This window comes from Haloarcula ordinaria, assembly GCF_029338275.1.
Taxonomy (GTDB): Archaea; Halobacteriota; Halobacteria; order Halobacteriales; family Haloarculaceae; genus Haloarcula; species Haloarcula ordinaria.
Genome location: NZ_CP119789.1, coordinates 194576 through 213004, shown reverse-complemented (window position 1 = coordinate 213004; position 18429 = coordinate 194576). Strand labels below are relative to the sequence as shown.

Annotated in this window: 21 protein-coding genes and 1 pseudogene; 7 read left to right on the top strand and 15 right to left on the bottom strand. The window is 67.8% G+C overall.

What is annotated here, in order from left to right; genetic code table 11:
• Positions 1-46: 46 nt before the first annotated feature.
• The 3 genes from P1L41_RS01140 to truA form a co-directional block, all read right to left on the bottom strand.
• The gene (locus P1L41_RS01140; RefSeq protein ID WP_276297047.1) at positions 47-391 is read right to left on the bottom strand and encodes a HalOD1 output domain-containing protein; all 345 of its coding nucleotides are present in this window, start codon (positions 389-391) and stop codon (positions 47-49) included.
• A gap of 141 nt (positions 392-532) precedes the next feature.
• Complete coding sequence (gene pepF / locus P1L41_RS01135) at positions 533-2323, bottom strand: oligoendopeptidase F (protein ID WP_276297046.1); 1791 nt, start codon at positions 2321-2323, stop codon at positions 533-535.
• A 40-nt stretch (positions 2324-2363) separates the two neighbouring features.
• Positions 2364-3164, bottom strand: a complete 801-nt coding sequence (gene truA, locus P1L41_RS01130; RefSeq protein ID WP_276297045.1) for a tRNA pseudouridine(38-40) synthase TruA — start codon at positions 3162-3164, stop codon at positions 2364-2366.
• Between the two features lie 96 nt (positions 3165-3260).
• On the opposite strand from truA, the gene P1L41_RS01125 reads away from it, so the two are divergent.
• The gene (locus tag P1L41_RS01125) at positions 3261-3767 is read left to right on the top strand and encodes a GNAT family N-acetyltransferase (protein WP_276297044.1); all 507 of its coding nucleotides are present in this window, start codon (positions 3261-3263) and stop codon (positions 3765-3767) included.
• A gap of 6 nt (positions 3768-3773) precedes the next feature.
• Here P1L41_RS01125 and hisS read toward each other — a convergent pair whose 3' ends face one another.
• The 5 genes and pseudogenes from hisS to P1L41_RS01100 form a co-directional block, all read right to left on the bottom strand.
• The gene (hisS, locus tag P1L41_RS01120) at positions 3774-5081 is read right to left on the bottom strand and encodes a histidine--tRNA ligase (protein WP_276297043.1); all 1308 of its coding nucleotides are present in this window, start codon (positions 5079-5081) and stop codon (positions 3774-3776) included.
• Between the two features lie 151 nt (positions 5082-5232).
• Entirely contained in the window at positions 5233-5832 is a 600-nt protein-coding gene (locus P1L41_RS01115; protein WP_276297042.1) for a DUF7411 family protein, read from the bottom strand.
• Positions 5833-6184, bottom strand: a pseudogene (locus P1L41_RS01110) (DNA-binding protein). It lies immediately after the preceding gene.
• A 215-nt stretch (positions 6185-6399) separates the two neighbouring features.
• Positions 6400-6861 carry a 30S ribosomal protein S19e gene (locus P1L41_RS01105; RefSeq protein ID WP_276297041.1) on the bottom strand — a complete coding sequence of 154 codons (462 nt, stop codon included), beginning with the start codon at positions 6859-6861 and terminating at the stop codon, positions 6400-6402.
• A gap of 94 nt (positions 6862-6955) precedes the next feature.
• Positions 6956-7999 carry a lysylphosphatidylglycerol synthase transmembrane domain-containing protein gene (locus tag P1L41_RS01100; protein ID WP_276297040.1) on the bottom strand — a complete coding sequence of 348 codons (1044 nt, stop codon included), beginning with the start codon at positions 7997-7999 and terminating at the stop codon, positions 6956-6958.
• A gap of 78 nt (positions 8000-8077) precedes the next feature.
• Here P1L41_RS01100 and thiL point away from each other — a divergent pair, with 78 nt between their 5' ends.
• Positions 8078-8944, top strand: coding sequence for a thiamine-phosphate kinase (thiL, locus tag P1L41_RS01095; RefSeq protein ID WP_276297039.1), 867 nt, complete (start codon positions 8078-8080; stop codon positions 8942-8944).
• Between the two features lie 24 nt (positions 8945-8968).
• On the opposite strand, the gene P1L41_RS01090 is transcribed toward thiL, so the two are convergent.
• Both P1L41_RS01090 and P1L41_RS01085 read right to left on the bottom strand, forming a co-directional pair.
• Positions 8969-10165 (bottom strand): site-2 protease family protein, encoded by a 1197-nt coding sequence (locus tag P1L41_RS01090; protein WP_276297038.1) that lies wholly within the window; start codon positions 10163-10165, stop codon positions 8969-8971.
• A gap of 198 nt (positions 10166-10363) precedes the next feature.
• On the bottom strand, positions 10364-10612 hold the full coding sequence (locus P1L41_RS01085; protein WP_276297037.1) for a DUF7123 family protein: 249 nt from the start codon (positions 10610-10612) through the stop codon (positions 10364-10366).
• 343 nt (positions 10613-10955) lie between these two features.
• Here P1L41_RS01085 and pyrH point away from each other — a divergent pair, with 343 nt between their 5' ends.
• Both pyrH and lysS read left to right on the top strand, forming a co-directional pair.
• Positions 10956-11642: a UMP kinase gene (gene pyrH, locus P1L41_RS01080; protein WP_276297036.1), complete on the top strand. Its 687-nt coding sequence runs from the start codon at positions 10956-10958 to the stop codon at positions 11640-11642.
• Between the two features lies 1 nt (position 11643).
• Entirely contained in the window at positions 11644-13281 is a 1638-nt protein-coding gene (gene lysS, locus P1L41_RS01075; RefSeq protein ID WP_276297035.1) for a lysine--tRNA ligase, read from the top strand.
• Between the two features lie 54 nt (positions 13282-13335).
• On the opposite strand, the gene P1L41_RS01070 is transcribed toward lysS, so the two are convergent.
• Together P1L41_RS01070 and P1L41_RS01065 are read right to left on the bottom strand one after the other, a co-directional pair.
• Positions 13336-13983: a helix-turn-helix domain-containing protein gene (locus tag P1L41_RS01070; protein WP_276297034.1), complete on the bottom strand. Its 648-nt coding sequence runs from the start codon at positions 13981-13983 to the stop codon at positions 13336-13338.
• Between the two features lie 68 nt (positions 13984-14051).
• Positions 14052-15362 carry a hypothetical protein gene (locus tag P1L41_RS01065; protein ID WP_276297033.1) on the bottom strand — a complete coding sequence of 437 codons (1311 nt, stop codon included), beginning with the start codon at positions 15360-15362 and terminating at the stop codon, positions 14052-14054.
• Positions 15363-15451: 89 nt separating this feature from the next.
• Between P1L41_RS01065 and P1L41_RS01060 the strand changes: the two genes are divergently transcribed.
• Together P1L41_RS01060 and P1L41_RS01055 are read left to right on the top strand one after the other, a co-directional pair.
• Positions 15452-15718, top strand: coding sequence for a DUF2249 domain-containing protein (locus P1L41_RS01060; protein WP_276297032.1), 267 nt, complete (start codon positions 15452-15454; stop codon positions 15716-15718).
• On the top strand, positions 15715-16005 hold the full coding sequence (locus tag P1L41_RS01055) for a hypothetical protein (RefSeq protein WP_276297031.1): 291 nt from the start codon (positions 15715-15717) through the stop codon (positions 16003-16005). The genes P1L41_RS01060 and P1L41_RS01055 overlap by 4 nt, the downstream gene beginning before the upstream one ends.
• Here the strand turns inward: P1L41_RS01055 and P1L41_RS01050 are convergent.
• Positions 15991-16302, bottom strand: coding sequence for a cupin domain-containing protein (locus P1L41_RS01050; protein WP_276297030.1), 312 nt, complete (start codon positions 16300-16302; stop codon positions 15991-15993). The genes P1L41_RS01055 and P1L41_RS01050 overlap by 15 nt on opposite strands.
• Complete coding sequence (locus tag P1L41_RS01045) at positions 16295-16534, bottom strand: DUF2249 domain-containing protein (protein ID WP_276297029.1); 240 nt, start codon at positions 16532-16534, stop codon at positions 16295-16297. The genes P1L41_RS01050 and P1L41_RS01045 overlap by 8 nt, the downstream gene beginning before the upstream one ends.
• 89 nt (positions 16535-16623) lie before the next feature.
• On the opposite strand from P1L41_RS01045, the gene P1L41_RS01040 reads away from it, so the two are divergent.
• Positions 16624-17175, top strand: coding sequence for a DUF7998 family protein (locus tag P1L41_RS01040; RefSeq protein ID WP_379788279.1), 552 nt, complete (start codon positions 16624-16626; stop codon positions 17173-17175).
• A 74-nt stretch (positions 17176-17249) separates the two neighbouring features.
• Here the strand turns inward: P1L41_RS01040 and nirK are convergent, their stop codons facing one another.
• Positions 17250-18350: a copper-containing nitrite reductase gene (gene nirK / locus P1L41_RS01035; protein ID WP_276297028.1), complete on the bottom strand. Its 1101-nt coding sequence runs from the start codon at positions 18348-18350 to the stop codon at positions 17250-17252.
• Positions 18351-18429: the final 79 nt, after the last annotated feature.

Here is an 18429-nt window from a genome sequence, read left to right as displayed (position 1 = left end):
CTCGTCTTCGGCGTCGCTCACGAAACAGTCGTCGCGGCCAGCGATATCAATCGCAGATCGCCTTCTCGAACACCGGCGCCGGGTCGGTGGGCCGCTCGGGGTCACACACCCGAAGCGCGCCGTCACCGCGGACGTACACTTTCCATCCCAGCACGGAGCACTCCAGCAGCATGGGACGCGCCGCCGAGGGGCCCGCCGTCGAGAACAGCTGCGCCACCGCCTCCAGGTCGACGTCGTCGTACAGCGGGGTCAGTTCTGTAGGGGCGATGTCTTCGGCAGCAGCCACCCCCTCGATAATCGCCTGCGCCGGGCCGCGACCGGTGTCGCCGCCGAACCGAGTGCCGACGACGGGTGTACAAGTACACCGAGCCGACTCTTTCGAATATTGCATTGGAAGTACTATATCCGACAGGAATATTAAACCCACCTTGACACTTGATATCAGTCTGCTATTTACCGGCCCGTTTCGGTAACTATGTGGCACCCACCGACCGGTGACTCTGTCGGGGTGGGGCCGCCTCGGACCAGTCGGTCAGTTCAGGTCCGAAAACTCGTCCAAGTACTCGCTGTAGGTCGCGAGCGCCGACTCGACGGGTTCGGGACTGGCCATGTCGACGCCGGCGTCGCGCAGCAGTTCGAGGGGGTACTGCCGGGAACCGCTGCGCAGGAAGTCGACGTAGCGCTCGGCGGCGTGCTCGCCGTGTTCGAGGATGTTGTCGACCAGCGCCACGGCCGCCGAGATACCGGTCGCGTACTGGTAGACGTAGAACGCCCGGTAGAAGTGCGGGATGCGCATCCACTCGCGGGCGATGCGGTCGTCCAGTTCTGCCGGGGCGTAGTACTCGCCCTTGAGATCCGCGTAGAGGTCGTCTAAGCGGTCCGGTGTCAGCGGTTCGCCGGCCTCGGTCATCTCGTGGGTGCGGAGCTCGAACTCGGCGAACATCGTCTGGCGGTACAGCGTCGAGCGGAACCGTTCGAGATACTCGTTGAGGACGTGCCGGCGGAGTCGCTCGTCCTCGATGGTCTCCAGAAGGTGGTGGGTCAGCAGCGTCTCGTTGACCGTGCTCGCGACCTCGGCGACGAAGATCTCGTAGCCGGAGTAGACGTACGGCTGGGTCTCGCTGGTGTACTCCGAGTGCAGCGAGTGGCCCAGTTCGTGGGCCAGCGTGTACATCGACTCGACGTCGTCCTGGTAGTTCATCAGGATGAACGGCTGAGAGTCGTAGGTGCCCCCGGAGTACGCCCCCGACTGCTTGTGTTTCGTCTCGTAGACGTCCACCCACCGGGACTCTAGCCCCTCTTCGAGCCGAGTCTGATACCCCTCGCCCAGCGGTGCGACGGCATCGACGACGTACTCGCAGGCTTGCTCGTACTCGATTTCCGGGGACTCCTCCTGGACCAGCGGGACGTAGAGGTCCCACATCTGCAACTCGTCGACCCCGAGCGCCTCGCGCTTGAGGTCGGCGTGGCGGTGCAGCGTGTCGAGGTTGTCGTCGACCGTATCGACCAGCGTGTCGTACACTTCCGTCGGGATGTTGGGGCCGTCGAGCGCGGCCTCGCGGGCGGTATCGTAGTTGCGCGCCCGGGCCATCTTCACGTCGGTCTTCACCGAGTTCTTGTACGCGGCGCCGACGGCGTTGCGGACCGTCTCCCACTCGTCGTAGAACGCCTCGTAGACGCGCTGTCGGAAGTCGCGGTCGGGGTGCTTCTGGAGATTAGTGAAGTTGTTGAGCGTGATGGGTTGCTGGTCGCCGTCCGGGTCTTCGACGCTCGGGAACTCCATGTCGGCGTTGGCGAGCATGTTGTACACCTCGCCCGGCGCGCCGGTCACCTCGCCGAGTTCGGCCAGCAGCGACTCCACTTCGGCCGAACGGGTGTGGTTCTTCATCCGCAGGACGTCGTCGAAGTAGTGTTCGTATTCCGCGAGGGCGGGTTCGGCGTCGACGAGCGCGTCGATGTCGCCGTAGTCCAGCTCCTGGAGCTCGGGTTCGAGGAACGAAGCGGCGCTACTCGCGTCCGAGGACAGCGACTGGGCGCGGGCGGTCAGCGCCTGGTAGGTGTCGTCGGTCGTGTCCTCGTCGCGGCGCATCCGGGCGTAGGCCGCGACGTTCGAGACGGTTCGCATCGTCTCCTCGTAGGTCTCCAGCGTCTCCAGTAGGGTGGTGGCGTCCTCGGTGGCTCGGCCCTCGTAGGCCGCGAGGTCCTCGACCAGCGCCTCCGCTTCCTCGTAGGCCGCCTCCCAGTCCTCGTCGGTGGCAAAGAGGCTCTCCAGGGACCACTTGTACTCCTCGTCGACCTCGCCGCGTACGGGTACCGAACTCATGGACCGGCGTAGGGTCGGCCCGGAAGTAAGCCTTTCCAGCCTACCGCTCTAGGCCATCGAGGACGCTGTCGGCGACCCGCGCGCCGGCCTGTCGTTCGGCCCGCAGGTCGGCGAACACCTCGCGGGCGCTCGCGGCGGCCTCCGGGTCCGGCTCGAAGGTGACCTCAGGGTACTGGACGCCGGTTAGCACCAGCGGATAGGCGGGGGCCGGCGCGACTCCGTCTGGCCCCTCCAGCGGCGCGCTCGCGAGTACTCTGTCGACCTTTCCCAGCGGCGACTCGCCGCGCGCGACCTCGGCGAGCAGGCCGACCACGCGCCGCACCAGCTGGCGACAGAACCCGCCGGCTTCGAGTCTGACGACGAGAAACGGCCCGTCGCGCGTCAGCGCCCCGTCGAGCGTCCGGCGCGTCCCCTCGGCGTCGGGCGTGAGGTTGTGGAAGTCGTGGTCGCCGGTGAGCGCGCTGAGGGCCGCCCGCGACAGGTCGTCGTCGGCGTCGGGCGCGTGGAGATGGTAGGTGTACCGGCGCTCGCTGGCGTCGTGTGTCGCGTGGAACGCCGGCGGGACCTCGGCGCTGGCCCACGCGCGAACGCTCGCCGGGAGTTCGCTGTTGAACGCCGACGGCGACAGCCACTCCGGCGCCTCGAACGCGACGGTCTGGGAGACTGCCGAGACACCGGCGTCGGTGCGCCCGGCAGCGGCGTACTCCGCTGGAACGTCCCCGTCGGTCACGTCCAGCCGGTCGAGCGCCGCGAGCAGCGTCCCCTCGACCGTCTCGACGTCCGGCTGGCGCTGGAACCCGTAGTACGGTCGGCCGTCGTAGGCCACGCGGAACGCGCGCATCGATGGCGCTTGGGCGGCAGGGCACTTGTGCCGTCCGACTCCCGCCGCTCGGGAACGGAGCCTGGATTTATTGCCGTCCCCATCGATTTTCGAGACATGGAGTCGTCCGCCGGGGAAGTCACCGAGTTCCCGCGCCCGCCACAGACGTTCACCGACCGGGCGGGAGAGGAGATTCGGATCACTGCCTACGACGGGGGGCCCGACCCGCTCGCGGCCATGTACCTCGACTACGACGACGCGTCGCGCGCCCAGGGATTACCGCCGCGGGGCGAGGCCCAGATTCGCGAGTGGCTCGACGACCTGCTCGAAGCGGGCCTGAGCGTCGCCGCCTGGCATGACGACCGCGTCGTCGGTCACGCGGTGCTGTTCCCGTACGACGACACGGCGGAGCTCGCTATCTTCGTCCACCCCGAGTACCAGACCATCGGCATCGGCTCGCGCCTCATCCGCATCCTGCTGGGCTACGGCCAGGCGAACGACCTGGACCACGTCTGGCTGGCGGTCGAACGGACGAACCTCGTCGCGATGAACCTCTACAAATCGGTCGGCTTCGAGACGACGGTCCGGGACCGGGCCGAACACGAGATGGAACTCACGCTCTGACGGTTGTCAGTCCGCGAAGTCCTCGAACGTCGGCCGGTCGTAGTCGCCCGGGAACTCGGCGAGCGGTGCGGTCGTCTGCTCGCCCTCGTCCATCTCCTTCAGCGTCACCTCGTCGTTCGCCAGGTCCTGCTCGCCGACGATGACGACCGTCTCGGCGTTGATGCCGTCCGCGTAGCCCATCTGCGCGCCGAACGAGCGGTCGGCGACGTCGCTCTCGACGACGTGGCCCTTCTCGCGGAGGTCCCGAGCGATGCGCGCGGCGGTCGGGCGGGTGTCACCCACCTGCAGCACGTAGTAGTCCGTCGAGAGTTCCTCCTCGGGCCAGACGCCGGCGCGCTGACAGAGCAGGCCGAGCGTCGCGTGCCCAGGGGCGAACCCGACGGCCGGGGTCGGCTGGCCGCCGAAGCCCTCGATGAGGTCGTCGTAGCGCCCGCCGCCGAAGACGGACCGGGAGACCTCGCCGGTCGAGTCGAAGCACTCGAAGACGACGCCGGTGTAGTAGTCCAGCCCCCGGGCAGTCGTCAGGGAGAGCGTCAGGTGTTCGCGGACGCCGAAGTCCGCGGTGGCCTCGAGGACGGCCTGGAGGTTCTCGACGGCCTCGTCGACCGCCTCTGAACCCGTCTGCTCCGCCAGCGTGTCGAGCTCGTCCTCGTCGACCTGGAGCAACTCGTCGAACGCCTCGGCCTGGCCGTAGTTCAGGCCCGCCTCGACCAGCAGGTCGAGGTACTCCTCGCGGTCGACCTTCGCGCGCTTGTCGACCGCGCGGATGGCCTCGCGGACGTCCACGTCGGCCTCGAACGATTCGAGGAGTCCGGCGAGGATGTCCCGGTGGGAGACCCGAATCTCGAAGTCCGCGTCGGTGAGGCCGAGGTCGGTGAGCATGTCGACGGCGACGGCCAGCACCTCGGCATCGGCCGCCGGGGCCGAGGAGCCGAAGATGTCGACGTTGGTCTGGTAGAACTCCCGGAAACGGCCCTGCTGGACCTGCTCGTAGCGCCAGAACGGCCGCGTCGACACCCACTTGATGGGCTTGGAGAGCGCCTGTTGCTTGGCGACGACCATCCGAGCGACGGTCGGGGTCAGCTCGGGGGTCAGCGCCACCTCGCGACCGCCTTTGTCCTCGAAGCTGTACAGTTCTTCGACGATCTCCTCGCCGCTCTTGTCGACGTACATCTCGGTCGGTTCGAGTGCGGGTGTCCCGATTTCCCGGAACCCGTAGCGTTGCGCCGTCTCCTTGAGCGTGTCCATCACCCATCGGCGGGACTGCATCTCCTCGGGGTAGAAATCACGAAAGCCCTTGACGGAGTCGTACATGTTCCCGCCTTCTGCGAGGGCGCGCTTGAACCTGTCCGTTCGGGCTGAGTGACCGGTCGTGTTTGGGTAAGCGGTTTTGTGAGTGAACAGCCAGGGCTTTCTGGCTCTCTAAGTCAATACTTGCTAAAGTAAACGCCGCCGAGCGAACCCGTCACCGACGGCCGCGGACCCGCGACTGCGTGTGCTCGGGGAAGACGTCGTCGACGGCGTCCTCGCCGTACCGCTCGGCGAGCAGCGCCCGGAGTTCCACTTCGTAGTCGCCCTTCTGAATCTCGTCGCTCGGCCCGGTCTCGACGTCGAGCGACGCGGCGGCCATCTCGCCGATGGCCCCACGGCCGATACCCGCGAGAGGGGCCAGGTAGTCGATATCGAAGCGGTCCTCGACGCTCTGGGCGAACGGCCGCTCGACGGTCGGCACGCGGTCGTCGCGCCGTGTTCCGTCGGCGACGGCATCGATCGTCTCTGTCCATTCGCCGGCGGCGACGGTCTCGACGGCGTGCTCGTGGACCCGTTGAATGCCGCTGCGCGGGAAGCCGTCGTCGTGCATCCGTTCGACAGCCTCGTGAGCGACGTCGGGGTCCAAGTCGACCGTCTCGTGGTCGAAACCGACGCTCGCTGCGGCCTCGCGGGCCGGTACGGGGTCGACGACGCCGAAGGTGCAACTGACGAGCGTTATCTCGTAGAAGGGGTCTAACAGCAGCGCCGCGAGCGTCGAGTCCTTCCCCGCGCTGTACAGCAACCCACAGCGCATCTACCGGCGCTTGATGTCGAAGCTCTTCGAGTCGGGCGTCAGTTCCGAGAGCAACTGTTTCATCTGCTCCTCGTCGATCTGCTGGCCGAGTCGGCCCGAGCGGGCCAGCGACACGATTTGCTGTTCGACCTGCTCACCGGCCTCCGGCTTGGACATCTTGACGGTGTTGAGCCGCTTGCGAGCGCCGTCCGTGAGGTGCTGTCGAAGGATGGCCTTCTTCTGGGCCTCCGCCTGTTCCTGGGCGGCCTGCTGGGCCTCGGCGTCCCCGCCCTCTTCCTGTTGCTCTTTGAGCTGTTCCATCTTCTTCTCGCGAAGTTCCTCGAAGCTCCTCCTCGCTTGGGTCGCCACTCATGACTGGCTAGAGTTACTTGGCTCGGTCGGAAAACGATTTCGGGAAATAGCGAGGGTCTGAGCGAAGCGAAGACCCTCAGTAGCCCGAGCGGGGAGCGAATGCGACCCGCGAGCGGCTGTGTTGTCGTACAAGCGGCGGAGTCTGAGCGAAGTGAAGACCCTTGCACGGACCAGCCGCTCGACGCTTTTCAGAGAGACGGGAGAACAGCAGACGGGTTACGCGTAGCGTTCGAGGTCCGGACGGTCGAGGTCCTGCAGTACCTCGCCGGCGGTGTCGTCGAGCAGGCTGCGGCCTTCGCCGGTGATGCGGCGGCCGTCGTTCTCGCTGGTCTCGACGTAGCCGGCGTCCTCGAGCTGCTGGAGGGCGGTCCGGATGATGTTGCCAGAGCCGTCGACCTTCTGGTGCGGGCGGACGCGGTAGCGGGTCGTCCCCTGCTTCGCGTTGCCGTACTCGGTCTTCAGCCGGTTGACGCCGACGGGCCCGTCGACGGCGACCTTCCGGAGCAGGCTGGCGGCGCGTCGCTGCCAGAAGTCCTCCTGTTCCGGCGGCAGTTCCTTGTCGACGCCGGTCTTGGTGAACGCGGCCCACTCCGGTGCTTCGATGTCGTCCTCCTCGGCGAGCGTCTCCGTGAGCGCCTCGATGAGGTCCTCGGCGGGGACGTCGTAGAGTGTCGTCATTGCCGTTTTCTTTCCGTCGCCGTCATTTAAGCGCATCGTTCCCTGTGCCGGGGAGTGAACCGTTCACGTGGCCCGTCGCGGGGGTCCGGCCGGTTCAGTCGTCGTCCTGGTTCAGCTCCACGGCCCGGTCGATGCCGAGCATCGTCGCGACGCCGCTGCCGACCAGCGTCGGGAGCAGGAAGGTCGCGCTGCGGTGGATGAGCACCGCGGAGGTGGCCGCCGCCGCCGGCACCGGCGCCGTCGAGACCAGGAGCGTCACGAGAACGGCCTCGATAGCGCCCGAACCGCCGGGGAGCGGCGCCAGACTGGCGATGCTCCCGACCGGGACGACGAGCAGCACCGTCGACGGCGGTACGGTGAAGCCGACGGCGTACAGCGACGTCCACAGCGAGGCGGCCAGACAGGCCCACCCGAACGCCGAGAAGCCGAGCGTCTGGACCAGCGTTCGGCGGTCGGCCGCGACGCGGTCGATGGCGGCAAAGAAGCTCTCGATCCGGTTCTCTATCATCCGGGGGGTCGGCGGCGACCGCCGCGGGGCGATGCGGCCGAGGAGCCTGATGACGGGCGTGAACAGACTGACCACCGCTGTCTCTAGTTCGTAGCGGTACCGCCAGCCCAGATACGCCGCGACGGGGAGCCCGATAGCCAGGGCAGCCACGGCACCGGCGGCGAAGAGGAGGTTCCGCCCAAGTCGCACTGCGCCCGCCGCCACGAAGGTGAACCCGATGATAGCGTAGCCCACCGACGGGACGAAGTGGACGGTGTCGACGCTGGCGATGGCCGCCAGACCGGTCTCGTACTCGCTGTCGGCGGCCGTCGAGATGAGCAGGGCGCTCAGCGGCTCGCCGCCCGCCTGCCCGAACGGCGTGATGTTGTTCGAGAAGACCGCGCCCGCGAACAGCAGCACTGCCGTGGAGACCGGGATGGGGGCGTTCAGCGCGCGGAGTATCGTCCACAGTGCGAGGCCCCACGAGGTGAGCCAGACGACCGCGATGCCCAGCACGAGGACCAGCGCCGTCGGGTCGGCACGGGTGAGCGCGCTGACGGTGTCGTCGATGCCGACGACCAGCACCAGCGCCGAGAGTACGACCAGCGTGCCAGCGAAGCCCAGCACCGTCGCCCACCCGCTCTCGTCCATGTCCGTGCGGTCGCGCGTCGGTGTCAAGAAGGCACCGCAATCCCCGACCGTTTTGCCCACCGGCCGCGACTGCCCGGTATGGACGAACAGGCCGCACTCGCGCTCATCGGCGACCGGTTGCTGGCGGCCGGCGACGACTGTGCCGTCGTCGACGGCCAGGTCATCACGACGGACATGCTCCACGACCGGACGGATTTCCCCGACGGGACGACCCGCTATACGGCTGGCTGGCGGGCCGTCGGCGCGTCGCTCTCGGACGTGGCGGCGATGGGTGCCCAGGCGACGGCCGCGGTGGCCGTCTACGGCGTCCCCGAGTTCGACGCCGAGGACCTCCTGTCGTTCGTCGACGGCGCGAGCGACGTCTGTACGGCCGTCGGGGCGGAGTACGTCGGCGGCGACCTCGACGGGCACGACGAGTTCACCGTCGCGACGACGGCACTGGGCGACGTCGAGGACCCAGTCCTGCGTTCGGGGGCGACCCCCGGCGACGCGGTCTGTGTCACCGGGACGCTGGGCCGGACGGGCGTTGCGCTCGACCTGTTCGAGCAGGGCGACGTCGAGCGGGCCAACGACCTGTTCCGGTTCGAGCCGCGGGTCGCCGCCGGAGTCGCGCTTCGGCCCTACGCGACGGCCATGCTCGACTCCAGCGACGGGCTGGCCCGCTCGCTCCACCAGCTGACGGCGGCGAGCGACTGTGGCGCCGCCGTCGAGTCACCGCTTCCCATCGACGAACGGGTCGACGATGTGGCCGACAGCGACGAGGAACGCCGGGAGCTGGGCCTCTTCGTCGGCGAGGACTTCGAGCTCGTCTGTACGGTTCCCGAGGCAGACCTCGCGGCCGCACGCGAGGCGGTCCCCTGTCCGCTCCATCACATCGGCCGGGTCACCGAGTCCGGCGTGACCCTCGACGGCGAACCGCTCCCGGACCGCGGCTACTCTCATTAGGACCGACGCGTCCGACAGTCCGGTTCAGGCTGCGACGATCTCGAACGGGACCGGCGTGAAGCAGGCCAGGCCCAGCGCGAAGGTTGCCACGCCGAGGGCGACCCGCCGGCGGTCGAGCGCGTCGTCGACCGTCGGACTGGCCGGCCCGGCGTACGCCAGCCCGGTCGCGAACAGGCCCCAGAACACCCAGAGCGTCCAGACACCGAAGCCGACCGGCGGCGGGTCCCGGGTGAAATAGAGGAAGCCCGCCAGCGCGAACAGGCCGCCGGGGACCGCTGCGGCGACCGTCTCCTGGCGGCGGCCCAGTATCGCGCGGACGATGTGGCCGCCGTCGAGCTGGCCGACCGGCAGCAGGTTCAGGAAGGTGAAGAACATCCCCGCCCAACCGGCGAAGACGATGGGGTGGACGGCCGTTCCCGGCCCGTACTCCGAGCCGAGGCCCGCCGTCCGCACCAGGTATTCGAGGACTTGCAGCAACAGCGGGTCCTGGAAGGTGATGACGTACCCCCCGCCGCCGTCGGCCACCCGCTCCGGGACGGTGATGGGGTCGAGCGAGAGCCCGATGACGGTCACCACCGCCGTGGCAACGAGTCCGGCGAGCGGACCGGCGACGCCGATGTCGAAAAGCACTTTCCGGTCGGGAATCCGGCCGCGGATGTTGATGACTGCCCCCATCGTCCCCAGCAGCGACGGGAACGGGATGAAGTAGGGCAGCGTCACGTCGACGCCGTGGTAGCGGGCAGCGACGTAGTGGCCCAGCTCGTGGATGCCCAGCACCCCGAGCATCGCGACGACGAACGGCCAGGCCTCGAACACGCGCCAGGGCTGTTCGAAGACCGGGATGTAGTACCACCGGCTCGCCCCCACGTACAGCGTCGAGGCGATGGTCACGAGCAACAGCACGACGTTCAGCCAGGGCACGCCGCCTGTAGTCGTCTCGGCGGGTTCCGCGACGAGCTCGTACGGGGCCGTCCGTCCTGTCGCGGGAGCGACGGTCGCCGACCCGCCGTCCGTCGGTCCGGTCACGTCCGTTCGCCGCTGCAGTGCGACCGCGTACCCTCGCTCGCGGAACATCGGTCCGAGCTCGTCGACGAGGGTGTCCGGCGGGACCAGCGAGTCGCCGACGTACCGAACCGTCTCACCGTCGCGACGGACGGCTGTGACGAAAAACAGGTCCGAGAACTCGGTAGGGGAGGGCGGGTCGTCGGCAGGGCGACTCATCGTCACCGCATATGTGTGCCGGCTACTAATATACTGTCGCCCATACCGGGGCGAAGGAATCCGCTACCCGGGTAAGGTCGGCTATCTCGTCGACGCCGGCACCGAAGCCCGTGGTGTCTCGCCCGGCTCCGAGCGGCCCGGCGGCTGGGCGGGTCGGAAAGCGCGAGAAACTGCAGATGGAGGGGACCGCTCGGGCGGTTACGCGGGTTCGATCCGCCAGGTGGTCGCGCTCGTGTACGACCACTTCTCGACTTCGATCTCGGTCGCGCTGTCTTTCAGCTTGACCATCAGCGCACCGATTTCTTTCGGGGAGAGGCCGACTTCGTCCGCGATGAACTTGCTCTTGAAGTACATCTCACCGTCTGCCGCCTTCTCGGTGAGGAAGGACTTCAGACGTTCTTCTTTCGACGGCTCTTCTTTCGTGGAGGGGGAAACTGTCGCGCTCATCTTTGTCACCTCACTCCCCTCTTGTTACGGGACGAGTATATAAAGGAAGGAACCTTCGACTCTATTCGGCCACTTTCAGCCCAAATCAACGAAAAATCATCGTTTTACGACGGTTCGAGAGATACTTAGACATTTTACAAACGATTCTGAAGCCGTGCGAGTGGATACGAAGAGGGGTGCCTCTGACCCAGTGTAAAACCGATTTCTCACGTACTCAGCGGGGCATTTAGCGGATATTGTTGCCGATTTACTGTCGCAGTGGTCGGTTTCGGGACTGCGGGCACTCGGTGCTCGTCACCGGGCTTGACAACCCTTAAGACCGCATCGTGGTTACGCCGGGCCAATGAAAGTCGTCGTCTCCGTCGGCGGGAGCGTCCTGGCTCCCGACCTCGAACCGGACCGAGTCGAAGCCTACGCGGACGTGGTCCAGACGCTCGTGGACGCGGGTCACCGCCTCGGCGCCGTCGTGGGCGGCGGACCGACCGCGCGGGAGTACATCGAGACCGCTCGTGAACTGGGCGCAAACGAAATCGAGCTCGACCAGCTGGGCATCGCCGTCACGCGGCTGAACGGCCGCCTGTTGACGGCCGCACTCGACGACCTCGCGGCGCCGGCGCCGGCCGAGAGCTACGACGAAGGCCGCGCAGTCATGCGCCGGGGTGAAGTGCCGGTCCTCGGCGGTATCGTCGCCGCCCAGACGACCGACGCGGTCGCCGCGTCGTTCGCCGAGTACGTCGACGCTGACCTGCTCGTCTACGCGACGTCGGTCCCCGGCGTCTACGACGCCGACCCGAACCAGGACCCCGACGCGACCCGCTTCGACGAACTCACCGCCGACGAGCTGGTCGACATCGTCGTCGGGAACGAGATGAACGCCGGGAGCAACGCGCCCGTCGACCTGCTTGCTGCGAAGGTCATCCAGCGCTCGGGCATCGAAGCGGTCGTCCTCGACGGGACCGACCCGGACCGCGTCCGACGGGCCGTCCAGAACGACGAGGTGGACGGCACGACTATCCTCCCGGGGGCCTGAGATGGCCGAAGACCCGTACGAGGTCGGCCGTGGCGGGCGGCGGGCGTTCTGGGCGGACTCGGTCGCCGACGCCGTCGAGGCCCGCAATCCCGAGGACCCAATCGTCGTGAAGGGCGGCGTCTCTCCCTCCGGGGTCCCCCACATCGGTCACTTCAACGAGATAATGCGGGGCTACTTCGTCGCCGAGGCGCTCCGCGACCGGGGCCACGAGGTTCGGCAGGTGTTCACCGCCGACGACAAGGACCGGCTGCGGAAAGTGCCTCGACAACTCGCCGACCTGGAGTGGAACATCGTCGGCCTGGGCGAGGTGGACGCCGGCGCGCTCGGTCGGAACCTCGGCAAGCCCTACACGGACATCCCGGACCCGTTCGGCTGCTGTGACTCCTACGGCGCGCACTTCACGAACCTGCTGAAGAAGAGCGCCGAACTCGTGGGTGTGGACGTCGAGTTCGTCTCCAATACCGAGCTGTACGCCGACGGCGAGTTCGAGGCTGTCACCCGCCGGGTGCTCGAACGCGCGGACCGGGCCCGCGACGTGCTCGCAGACTACCAGAACAAGGTCGACGCGGACTATGTCCCGTTCGTCCCCCAGTGTGCGGACTGCGGGAAGCTGACAGAGGGCGTCACCGAGGTCGACCTCGAGGCCGGCGAGGTCCACTACGTCTGTGCGGACGTCGAGGCCGGCGACCAGACCATCGAGGGGTGTGGTCACGAGGGCGTCGCCTCGCTCCGGGACGGCAAGCTCCCCTGGCGCTTCGAGTGGCCCGCCCAGTGGGAGATTCTGGGTGTCGATTTCGAGCCGTTCGGGAAGGACCACGCCGAAGGTTCCTGGCCCTCCGGCGAGGACATCGCCGAGAACGTACTGGACATCCAGCCGCCGGTGCCGATGGTGTACGAGTGGTTCACGCTCGACGGCGAGCCGCTCTCCTCCTCGTCGGGCAACGTCGTCACCGTCGACGAGGTTCTGGACCTGCTCGAACCGGAGGTGTTCAAGTACTTCTTCGTGAAGAACCCACGCAAGCAGCGCGACTTCTCAGTCGAGCACGTCGACCAGCTGGTCGACGAGTTCGACGCGTTCGAGGCCACCTACTTCGGGGAGGACGACGCCAGCGACGACGAACGGGAACTCGCCGAGCGCGCGTACCCGATGGTCGTCGACGACCCCCGCGAAGAACGGGTGCGCATCCCCTACACCTTCGCCGCCGTCCTGGGGATGACCGACGACCCCGACCTGCGCGAGGACATCGCCCGGAAGGAGGGCCACATCCCTGACGACGCCCCCGAGTGGGTCGTCGAGGGCGCGCTGGCGCGGGTCGAACGCGCCCGGAACTGGGCCCGCCGGACCGGCAACGAGTTCGACTACGAGCTCAAGCGGACCGAACTGCCCGACGTGGACTTCGACCCCGAGACGGAAGCGGCACTCGACGAACTCGCTGCGTTCGTCGCCGAGGGCCACGACGGCGACGCGATTCAGGGCGAGATCTACGAGACGGCCAAGCGCCACGACATCGACATCGCCGACTTCTTCTCGGCTGGCTACCGCCTGCTGTTCGACGACACGCAGGGCCCCCAGCTCGGTCCGTTCGTCGCGAAACTCGACCGGGAATTCGTCGTCGCCCGACTGCGACGGGAGGAGTGAGCGGCGACCGCGAGGCTGCCGAGACGACAGGACGTGGGACGGGTGTCTCGCTCGTCAGAAGAGCGACCGTCCGTCCGCCTCGTCCGCGATGAATTCCTTGATTATCTGTTCCTCGGCACGGTGGAGCGTCTCGCTACAGGTCGATTTCGCGAGCCCGACCCGTTCCGAGAGGTCGGTCAGCGAGCACTGGCGGGGCGTGTCGTAGTACCCCGACTCGACGGCGGCGTCGACGAGTTCGCGCTGGCGCTCGGTCAGGAGGCGGTCGGACTCGACCCGCTGTTCGATTCGTTCGACGTTGAACGGGATGCCGAACGCCTCCAGCTGCTCACCCAGCTTCGAGAGTCGGCTCTGGGGCGCGGTGATGTCCCACCGGGCCTCGCCGTCCTGGATGGTGAACGGCATCTCCAGTGGCACGCCCGAGCTGTGGACCGGAAACAGCAGCAGCGGTGCGGTGGTCTCGAACTGTATCAGCGCGGTCTCGTCCCGGTGGCCGAGCAGTTCGAGCGAGTCGACGGCGTCGTCCGTCTCGATGTCGCTCAGCAGTGCGGGTAGGTCCTCTGCGGTGACTTCGGCGAGCCCGACGCCGGTGTCGCCGTCGGCGAACGCCGATAGGATTCGGACCGTCGCCTCGTCGTACCGGCGGGTGACGTCGCCAATCCACGTGTCGTCGGGCACCGTGAGCGTGAGTTCGGCGCGGGGCATCGTCTAGCCGAATATGTTCGGCGTGACGCCGGATAACTGTTCCCGAACATGTTCGGGCAGGCACGTCCTCACTGTTCGGTCGCGATTCGACTGCCCACCAACACGGGGAGTGCCTGTGGGCTGTGAACGACGACGACTCGCACGAGATTGCCCGCGAAGAGCACTGTGCCCACGAACGCGAGGATACCAGCGCTCAGACTCGCCACCGGCGGTGCCGCGCCTGCCTCGTGGGCGACGGCGAGCGCCCCGGCGAGTGCCATCACGAGGCCGTCGGCAGCGGCGACCCGACTGTCGTAGAGGTCCGCGACGGCGGGCACGTGCTCGAATCCCAGCCGGTCGCTGTAGCGGTGCACCCAGACGATGAACGGGACGACGTGGTACAGCGTGCCGACGACGACGAACCCGACGCCACCGACCAGCAGGAGCGCGCCGGTCGCGGGATGCCCGAACAGTGTGCCGTAGGCGAGCGGGGTACGGAGCCACGCGATGGTCGCGAGTGGCGTCCAGCACGCGAGCGCGACGGTGGCGACGGCGTACCGCTGCAGCATCGTGCTCCACGCCACGTTCGCCCGGTAGAGCCGCTCTGCGACGACGAGCGCGACCGACCCCAGTCCGGCCGCGACCACCAGCCCACCGACGCGTGCCAGCGACGCCATCCCCACGAGCCGACCGCCGGCGAGCATGGCGACGCCAGCAGGGTAGGTGACGGTCTCGAACCGCTGGAGGACCCGACGGAACCGGGTGGCTCCCGTCTGCGTGAACATCGGGACGAGCTGGGCGAGCGCCCCGGCGACGGTGGTCAGCATCGCCCCGAAGACGGCGACTGTGGCGTGAGTCATCAGGAGACGGCCCCAAACGAGTCCGCTCCCGTCGAACACGCCCGTCGCGTGGTCCATCGCCAGCGCGAGGCCGAGCAGCGTGAGCACGATGAACCAGCCCAGCGCCACCGCGAAGTGGGTGGTCGTCACGTCCCGCTCTGCGGCGGCGAGCGTCCGACCGACGTTGTAGACGAAGGTCCAGACACCGACGACGGCGACGGCGCCCGCGACCGGGAGTACGGCGGGTTTCCCGGCGAGGAAGCCCACTGCGAGCCCGCCGAATCCAGCCGCTGCCAGTGGGAGCTGGACGATCGCCAGTCGCCGGGAGTGGAGTGTGACGCCCGACCAGACCGGGACGAACTGCGTCATCGCGCCCATGATGGTGAGACACACCCAGCCCGCCAGCAGGAGGTGGACCTGTGCGAGGTGGCCTCGACGGCCTGTCACCCAGCCGACCGCCACGCCGGAGACGAGGAAAGCCAGCGCGACGACGAAATGGCGCAGTGGGACGGTCATCGGCGGGCCAGCGTCCGAATCGACGGCATCCGGAACGGCGCTCATGTTCGACGCGTAGTCGCGCCGGCCTGCTGGACGTGTGGCCGAACGTGTTCGGGAAAACATCGGGGACGGGACGGCACCAACCTCCGGGTATGTCGACGGAGACCGAGACCGTCCTCACGGCGACGAACGCACCGACCGACCGGGCGACCGAGTACCTGGACGTGCGCTCGCTGGGGCCGCCCGAGCCGCTGACCGAGACGCTGGAGACGCTGGCGGACCTCGGCGACGACACGGTCCTCCTCCAGCGCAACGACCGGGCCCCTCAGCATCTCTATCCGAAACTGGACCAGCGGGGCTACGCCTACGAGACCGTCGAAACCGACGAGGCGACGGTGACCGCCATCTGGCAGGAATGACCGGGATCGCCGACGACCCGGCGCGAAACACGGACGTCGACCGGGCCATCGCGGCGGTTCGAACGCGGGGCGAGACCGTTCGAGCGGACCAGCTGGACCGCGCACTCTCCGAACTCGACGCGGAACGGCTCACTGACGCCCAGCGCGAGGCCATCGAGCGACTGAGCGACCGGCTCGTCGACCAACTGCTCGCGGTGCCCGAACGGCGACTCCGACGACTCGCCGCCGACGGCGACGACGCGGCTGTCGAGCGGGCACTGGCGCTGTTTGGCTCAGACGGCAGGTGAAAGCACCAGCAGCGCCTCGCAGTCGGTTTCGGCCCGCAGGGAGATGTCCTGGTCGCCGTCGAACCGGACTACCTCGCCTGCCGACAGCGCGACCGTCTCCGAACCGAGGCCGAGTACGAGCTCGCCCGCGACGAGGTGACAGACGATGTTCCGGTCGGAATGTCGATGTGCTGGCACGTCCTCGCCGGCGTCGAGTGCGAGCCGGACGGTCCTGGGTCCGGCCTCGAACAGTGACTGGCGACTGCCTTCCGCCAGGTTGTCGAGCGAGACGTGCTCGGTCGCGTCGGTGTCAGGCATGCGTCTTCGGGAGGTCGGCGACGTACTTTTCCTGTCCCATCCGACGACAGTCGTAGTTCTCGCCGTCGAAGGCGTCGACCTCGGCCTCGAACTCGTAGAACAGTGGCTTCGGGTCGTGGTCGTTGACGATACGGAGCGTCTCGCCGGCCTCCAGCGCCGCGAAGGCGTCGTGAATCTTCGGGTGGCGGTCGGACGGCGGCATGTCTCTGAGGTCGAGTGTCGTCGCTGGCATCATCTGTCCGTTGCTCCCACTGAGAGGTGCGTGTTGTCCCGAACGTGTTCGGCGACAACCCCTGTGGGCTGGCGGCCCGAGAACGAGCTATGTCCTTTCGCTCGCGTTTCCTCGGCGGCGACGGTGACGGATTCGACGACTACGACGAGTTCCGACCCGCGATGCTCCCGGACCCCGGTGCCTTCCTCGTCGACGGCGAGGTGCTGACCGGCGACGACCACGCGGCCGTCCACCGACTGGCGAGGGCCCTGTTCGAGGAACGGGGCGTCTACGACGTGACCTTCGGCTACAACCTCGCGCGGTTGAATCTCGACCACCGCCATCCGGATTCCGGGTTCCGGTACGCGCGCGACCCAGCGGAAGACGGCGTGTTACGGGCCGAGTTCACGCCGACCACCGAGTTCTGCCCACAGAGCGACACCTTGACCGTCGGCGCGTTCCGGGCGTGGAACGGGCTGGCAGAGCGCCACGAGTACGACCTCGTCCGCGTACGGGTCGCGTCCGACCACGCGCAGTCGGGCAGCATCAACGGCACGCTCGAGCAGCTCGAACAGCAGTATCGCGAGACCGGCACGGTCCCCGACGGTGGGGATGGGCAGGTCCCGGAACCGGACGCGGAGACGAACGACTACCCGTTCTGAGCGGGGCAGTCAGGAGCTGGTCGGCGACGGCGAGAAACAGGGTCGACGGCCGGCGAGCGAGTCCCCCATTCAGCTCAGGGGTCGGGATCGAACACCTCGGGGTTCTTCGGCCCCTCGCGGTTGATGATGCCGAGCATCCCCTTGCGGGCGACCCGCGAGAGGGCGTGGTCGACGAGTTTTATCGGGCCGGGCACCTCGGCGTGGAACTCCGCGACCGCGGCGGACCCGGGCTTGACCGGCGTCGTCTGGACGAACCGGTTGGCCGGACCGGCCAGCGCGCCCTGTTGCCAGACCTTGTCCCAGACGTTGCCGATGGGGTGGAAACTGGAGTCGAGGTTCGGTCCTCCGGTGACGAAGAACACCCGCGCAGTCTCGCCGACTTCGAGGGTCGGCGCGCCGTAGCGGTCCGGTGTGATGGCGTACTTCTCGCCGTTCAGCAGGACGTAGGTCGGCTCTTCGGCCGCCATCGCGTCCATGTCGAAGTCGTGGTGCCCCTTCTCGCCGGCCGCGCCGGTCGTGTACAGTTCGTTCTGACCGAAGTAGAACTCCCTGTCGACCTCCGGGAGTCCCTCCTTGGGTTCGACGACGATCAGGCCGAACATCCCCGAGGAGATGTGCATGTCCAGATTCGGGACCGCACAGTGGTAGATGAACGCGCCGGGGTAGGTCGCCTTGAACTTGAACGTCGCCGACTCGCCGGGCGCGACCATCGAGGCCTCCGCCCCGCCGCCAGTTCCGCGGACGGCGTGGAGGTCGACGTTGTGCGGCATGGAGCTGCTGGACTCGTTGGTGACCGTCAGCTCGACGGTGTCACCCTGGCGGACCCGTATCATCGGGCCCGGAATCTGCTCGTCGAAGGTCATGTAGGTATAGGTGACACCCGGCTCGACCTCGGCGACGACCTCGCTGGTCGTCATCTCGATGGTGTGTGACGTCGGCGTCGAGCGGTCGATGGGGTCGGGAATGTCGGTCGGGTCGGCCGCGACACGGTCTACGTCGGTGCTCTTTGCAGGGTTCATGGCTGGTTCCTGGGGTTCGGTCCGCTGTTCGGTCGGCTGTTCGGTGGCCTGTCCTCCGTCCGGGTCGCCCGGCGCGGCACACCCCGCCATCACGGCGGTCCCGGCACCGAGCGCCTCGAGTACGCGCCGACGCGTTGCCGTCGGAATCGTTGACATCTGGTGTCCCTCCGTACAGGTGGACGTGGGGACGAGAACGGCATATATGGCCCAGCAGCTTCTCAGCCGGCGGGGGACG